The 5,322-nt window shown below is 69.8% G+C and carries 5 protein-coding genes; 2 read left to right on the top strand and 3 right to left on the bottom strand.

What is annotated here, in order from left to right:
- Nucleotides 1-20 precede the first annotated feature (20 nt).
- Nucleotides 21-545 carry a tetratricopeptide repeat protein gene (locus tag HR086_RS44395; RefSeq protein ID WP_141644907.1) on the bottom strand — a complete coding sequence of 175 codons (525 nt, stop codon included), beginning with the start codon at nt 543-545 and terminating at the stop codon, nt 21-23.
- Nucleotides 546-551: 6 nt separating this feature from the next.
- Nucleotides 552-2,036 carry a hypothetical protein gene (locus HR086_RS44390; RefSeq protein ID WP_174468662.1) on the bottom strand — a complete coding sequence of 495 codons (1,485 nt, stop codon included), beginning with the start codon at nt 2,034-2,036 and terminating at the stop codon, nt 552-554.
- Between the two features lie 192 nt (nt 2,037-2,228).
- On the opposite strand from HR086_RS44390, the gene ruvX reads away from it, so the two are divergent.
- Entirely contained in the window at nt 2,229-2,699 is a 471-nt protein-coding gene (ruvX, locus tag HR086_RS44385; protein ID WP_141644905.1) for a Holliday junction resolvase RuvX, read from the top strand.
- Nucleotides 2,696-3,757, top strand: a complete 1,062-nt coding sequence (mltG, locus tag HR086_RS44380) for an endolytic transglycosylase MltG (protein ID WP_174468661.1) — start codon at nt 2,696-2,698, stop codon at nt 3,755-3,757. Before ruvX ends, mltG begins: the two co-directional genes overlap by 4 nt.
- 13 nt (nt 3,758-3,770) lie before the next feature.
- Here the strand turns inward: mltG and HR086_RS44375 are convergent, their stop codons facing one another.
- Nucleotides 3,771-5,312 carry a glycosyltransferase family 39 protein gene (locus HR086_RS44375; protein ID WP_174468663.1) on the bottom strand — a complete coding sequence of 514 codons (1,542 nt, stop codon included), beginning with the start codon at nt 5,310-5,312 and terminating at the stop codon, nt 3,771-3,773.
- Nucleotides 5,313-5,322: the final 10 nt, after the last annotated feature.

Genomic DNA, 5,322 nt, shown 5'->3' with positions numbered 1-5,322 from the left:
ACACCCACCCCCGCGCCCAGCTACGGCTGCTGGGCGTCCTGCTTCAGCTTCTCCACCGCCACCAGGGTGATGGCCTTCACCAGCGCCCTCGCCCGGCGGCCCGCCGCCGTCTCACCGTGCGGGTCCACCTCCACGGCGTTGGAGAGATCCGTGAACCCCTGCCGCTCCCCCTTGCGCAGGTACAACTCCCCCCGATTCGCCAGCGCCACCGGATGCGCGGCATCCCTCGCCAGCGCCGCGCTGTACTCCGCGATGGCTTCCTCCAGCCTCCCGAGCTTCTGGTACACGGTGCCCAGCGCCGCGCGAGCCCCCGCGTCCCTCGGGTTCCCCGCCACCAGGCCCTCGAAGAGGATGCGCGCCTCCTCCAGCCGCCCCGCCGCGGCCAGGTCACACCCCACCTGCGCAATCGCCTTCGCCTCCTCGAAGGTCATCCCCTCCACCTCCGCCCACGTCGCCTCGCCCCGCGCGAAGGACTTCATCCGCTGCACCGCGCCGCTCTCCATCCGCATCGCCTCAGCCCCTTCGTGTTTGATGACGCGTCCCATGGCTCCTCAGGCCCCGCGCAGGTTGGAGATGGCCGTCTTCGCCATCTCGTTGAACTTCGCGGACATGTTGCTCATCAGGTCGAACATGGACTTGCGCTTCTCCAGCAGTCGCTGAAGCCGCAGCTCCAGTTCGCGCATGTTCCCGTCGAGCGTCGCCGCCTTCTTCTTGTCCGCGTCCGACGTGCCCAGCGCCGCGCGGTCCTCCCCCGCGCTCGCCATGCTTTCCATGACCTGGAGAATCTCCGCGTCCGTCTCCGTGGAGATGGAGCCGAGGATGGCCTGCACCTTGTCCTCGATGCTCATGTTCGGGTTGTCGACGATGGAGCGCGCGCTCGAGCCCTTCGACGGGGACGTCGTCGTCTTCGAGCCGCCCGACTGTGCCAGCTCCGCCTTCACATCCAGCAATCCGATGATGCCGTCGCGGCCGTCGATGCCCGCCGCCATCTCCAGCCGGTCGAAGTACAGCGGGTTGTCCTTGAAGAACTGCGCGGCCTTCTTCAGCGTCGAGGACGCCGCGGGGCTCAAGAGCAGCGCCGCCATGTCCTCGCGCGTGACGCGGTCATCCTTCGTCCCCGACGCCGTGTCGAACGTGCCCCAGTTGTCGCGCAGCACCGCCACCGCCTCGAGGTACTCGCGAAAATCCGGGTCCTTCGACGTGGGCGGCTTGCCACCGCCACCCACCGGGCCCGTTCCTCCCCCCGTGCCCGGTGACGAAGTGCCCGGCGAAGGGCCACCCGTGGACGGAGGACGCGTGCCCGGTGAAGGAGTGCCCGGCGATGGGCCTCCCGTGGTGGGAGGGCGCGTGCCTGGCGTCCCCGTCGAGGGCGGACACGTCTCCGGCTCGGGCTTCGGCGTCCGAGGGCGCTCCGGTCGTCCGTAGCGAGCGAACTCCTCGCCCACGCGCTTCAGCTCCGAGCGCACTCCCGACAGCTTGATGCGGTCGTCGTTGTACAGCCGCCCCACCACCGGCATGAACCGCGCGAGCAGCCCGCTCGAATCCACCCGCTCGAACAACGCCGCGTTCTCCGTCAGGAAGCGGGCCGCGCTTCGCAACTGCGGGGACAGGCTCGCGTCGTTGGCCGCACGCCGCAGTTCGTCCTTCGACAGCGAGCCGGACTTCTTTCCATCCGCGAGGTCCAGCTGGTCGAAGTTCGCCTCGAGCACCTTCAGCGCGTCTTCGTAATCCAGCATCTTCGGGTCCAGCGCGCTGGTGCCCGTGGGCAGGATTGCCGCATAGCCCTCCGTCTTCGCCGCCGCTCCCCCCGAAGCCGACGCGTACTCCGTCTTCGCGGGCGGGTTCTTCTTCAAGTCCTCCGCCACCCCCACCACGCCGCTCGCCGCCAACAACACGTTGCCCGTCGCGACGCCCGCCGCCGTCTTGATGGAGTTGGAAACCAGGGGCGGCAGTCCCCCCGCGTCACCCGCCCCATTCATCGCCGTGCCCTCCGGGCTGGCCAGCAGGTTCGTCGCGCCCTTCAGAAAGTCCACCATGAGCCCTCCCGCGCGGCGTGTTGGAAGCAGTGCCGTGCGATGGGCCGTCGGGTTTGCAGAGGGGATGCCGCCTGACGGCTCGCACGTCGTCGCAGCGAATTCCGTCGGTTAGCCTGACTGACAGGCAAGGCGCGTCCCCGACGTCGGACGGAGCGGTCCGCGACGGAGGATTGCGGTTATGGTCCCCGGCACATGCGCACCTTCGGTTTGGACTTCGGAACCAAGACCATCGGCGTGGCCGTCTCGGATGGCCTGGGTCTCACCGCCCAGGGCGTCACCACCATCCGACGAACCTCGCTCAAGGCGGACCTCGCCGCCCTCGGCGCCCTGGCGCGCGAGCACGAGGTGGACCGCATGGTCATCGGACTGCCCCTCAACATGGACGGCTCCGAGGGCCCGCGCGCGGAGGCCTCGCGCAAGTTCGGGGACGCCGTGGCCCAGTCCCTCGGTGTCCAGGTGGAGCTGTGTGACGAGCGCCTGTCCACCGTGGCCGCCACCCGCACGCTCCTGGAAGCCGACGTCAGCCGAGCCCGCCGCAAGGAGGTCATCGACCAGGTGGCCGCGCAGTTCATCCTCCAGGGCTGGCTGGACGCCCGCCGCCCCCCGGAGACGGCACTGCACGCGGATGACTACGACGACTACGATTCGGAACCCTCGGAGTGAAGAAGGCCCTGGTCGCCGTGCTCGCGCTCGCCGTCCTCGCGGCGGCGGGCGTGGGAGGCTGGTACTTCCAGCAAGCGCGCCACCTCGACGACTTCGCCGACACGCCCTCCGCGCTGCCCGCGCCCGTGACGGTGGACGTTGCTCCTGGCACGGGGCCTCGCGCGCTCGCCCGGCTCCTGGCGGCCCGAGGCGTGGTGCCGGACGAGGAGCGGACCTATCGCTACCTGCGCCAGGAGGGATTCGGGCCCCGACTGAAGGCCGGTGAGTACGAATTCCAGGGCCCCATCACTCCGGCCCAGGTCCTGGAGAGAATCGTCACCGGACAGGTGAAGTTGCACCGCTTCACCGTGCCGGAGGGACTGCGCGCGGAGGAAATCCTCCCCCTGCTCGCGGCGTCCGGAATCGGCCTCGACCTCCAGAAGCTCGAAGCGCTCACCACCGATGCGGCCTTCCTGAGAGAAGCAGGCGTGCCGGCGAAGTCCATCGAGGGCTTCCTCTTCCCGGACACGTACACCTTTTCCAAGGGCGTAGGCGAAGAGGCCGTGCTCGGGAAGATGGTGGCGCGAGCGCTGGAGGAATACCGGAAGGCGGACGCGGCGAGGCAGCCGGGCGTGAAGCTGAGCCTGCTGCAGACCTTCACGCTCGCCTCCATCGTGGAGAAGGAGACGGGAGCGCCCGAGGAGCGGCCTCGCATCGCCTGCGTCTTCCACAACCGACTCCGCAAGGGCATGCGCCTGGAGACGGACCCCACGGTGCTCTACGCGATGCGCCTCTTGCGCGGCGTCTTCACGAAGAACCTCACCCGCGCGGACCTCCAGACGCCGCACCCGTACAACACGTACAGGGTGTCGGGCCTGCCTCCAGGCCCCATCGCCAGCCCAGGCGCCGCGGCGCTCCAGGCCGCGCTCGCGCCCATGGCCTGCGAGGACCTCTTCTTCGTGTCACGCAACGACGGCACGCACCTCTTCTGCCCCACCTACGCCTGCCACCAGGCGCTCGTGAAGCAGTGGCAGGTGGAGTTCTTCCGCAAGCAGCGGGCAGCGCCCCGAAAGCCCTGAGGCTGCCGCCCCGCTACTCGCGGCGCCGGTACACGTGCAGCGGCGCGATGAACCCCTCGACCTCCTCGTAGCCGACGCCATCCAGCGTCAGCGTGCGGCCCTCCAGCTTCACGCCGGGGTCCTTCACCAGCGAGCCCTGGTCGAAGCGCACCAACACCTCCGGCCGAGCCTCCGCCAGCCGCTTGCGGAAGGTGTCCCAGCGCACGCGGGCGATGCGCTCCTCGGGCAGCCCGGAGAAGAAGGCCACCTGCAGGTCCATGTAGCTGGGGTCGTCGTCGAGGGCCACCGCGCCCCCCTTCGCCGCCACCTGCTCCTTCACGAAGTCCGCCACCCGCATCACCGGCACCGGGTTGGTCGACGTGGGACTCACCGGCCGCAAGGAGTCCTGCAGCCGTCCCTCCGCGTGGAAGGTGAACAGGCCCATGGCCACCGGCAGCGCCACCGCGAGCACCGCCGTCACGCCCACCACCGCCTTGCGCAGCCCCTCGCCCTTGCTGCCCACCAGCGCCGCGAAGCCGAAGGCCACGAACACCGGCAGCACCACCAACTGCGTCACCGTGAAGCGCCCCAGCGGCACGAAGTTCAACAGCACCACCGCGCGGAACGTGAAGTACGCGGTGGGCACCACCGCCGCCGCCACCAGCCAGCGCGTGTCCGGCCGCGCCTTCCACGCCTTCACCATGCCCACCATGCCCAGCAACGCCACGCCCGGCGACAGGGTGAGCAGCGCCACCCCGGGCCAGAAGAACAGCTGTTGCACCCGCCACCCGATGGCGGCCCCCGAACCCGCCGAGGACAGCACCCAGTTGCGATGGAAGTCCTCCACCGCCTTCACGGGGAAGAACGGGTCGCCGTGCATCAGCTCGTTGCCCTGCATCCACAGCAGGGGGAACGGCAGGCACGCCAGCCCGAAGCCCACCGCGCGCGTCAACGCCGCCACCTTGTCCTGGCTGCTGAAGACCAACGCCACGCAGAGCAGCGGGATGTACATCCACGCGTCGTAGCGCAGCGCGCACGCGAGGTTGAGCATCAGCGCGGCCTGGAACAGCGGCGCGAAGCGGTTCTCGTCCACCGCTTCCGCGTACAGCGCGAAGGCGGCGAGCATGAAGAACAGCGACACCGCCTCGCTGCCCGCCGTGGTGGAGAACTGCAGATGCATGCCCCAGGCGGCGAAGGCCAGCCCGGCCACCACGCCCTCGCGCCAGCCGAACAGCCGCCGCGTCAGCGCGAACAGCGGCACCACCGACAGCACGCCGAACAGCAGGCTCACCACGCGCCCCGCCACCTCCCTGTCGAACACCGACAGGGCCACGCCCACCAGGTACAGGTGCAGCGGACCGAACTGGTACGCGCCATCCCCGTACGCGGTGATGAGGTGCGGCTCGCGCAGCCAGCGCTCCGCGAGCTCCGTGCGCACCACCGCGTCGCCGTAGAGATTCTCGTTGAGGAAGAACACCACCAGCCGCGGCAACAGGGCCACCACCAGCAGAATCCCCACGAGCCAGCGCGTGCTCGGCTCGTGCGCGGGGGTGGGGACCGCCGCGAGGCTCGGCACGGGGGACGAA

Source organism: Myxococcus sp. CA039A (assembly GCF_013336645.1).
GTDB classification, from domain to species: domain Bacteria; phylum Myxococcota; class Myxococcia; order Myxococcales; family Myxococcaceae; genus Myxococcus; species Myxococcus llanfairpwllgwyngyllgogerychwyrndrobwllllantysiliogogogochensis.
Note: the sequence above shows the minus strand (reverse complement) of the source record. Positions and strands in the feature narration are given on the sequence as shown.